Source organism: Halomonas marinisediminis, assembly GCF_004347715.1.
Classification (GTDB): Bacteria; Pseudomonadota; Gammaproteobacteria; order Pseudomonadales; family Halomonadaceae; genus Halomonas; species Halomonas icarae.
Genome location: NZ_SLTR01000663.1, coordinates 1 through 235, shown reverse-complemented (window position 1 = coordinate 235; position 235 = coordinate 1). Strand labels below are relative to the sequence as shown.

Here is a 235-nt window from a genome sequence, read left to right as displayed (position 1 = left end):
ATGCGAAGACGCTAAAAGTGCTTAGACAAGGATAACAATAAAAGGAAGCCAACCATGTCAGTTGCAATCGATAAGCAAGCCGTAAAGCAATTCTTAATGTCGTTACAAGACGATATTTGTACCCAATTAGAACAGGCTGATGGAAAAGCCCGTTTTGAACAAGATGCTTGGCAACGTCAACCCGGTGAACGATTGGCTGGTGGCGGAAGAACACGCGTGATGACGAATGGGGCAG

Annotated in this window: 1 protein-coding gene; it reads left to right on the top strand. The window is 45.5% G+C overall.

The genetic code is table 11. The annotated features are described in order from the left end of the window. Nucleotides 1-54: 54 nt before the first annotated feature. A partial coding sequence (locus E0702_RS18160) for a coproporphyrinogen III oxidase (RefSeq protein WP_132045878.1) occupies nucleotides 55-235 on the top strand: 181 nt, incomplete at its 3' end.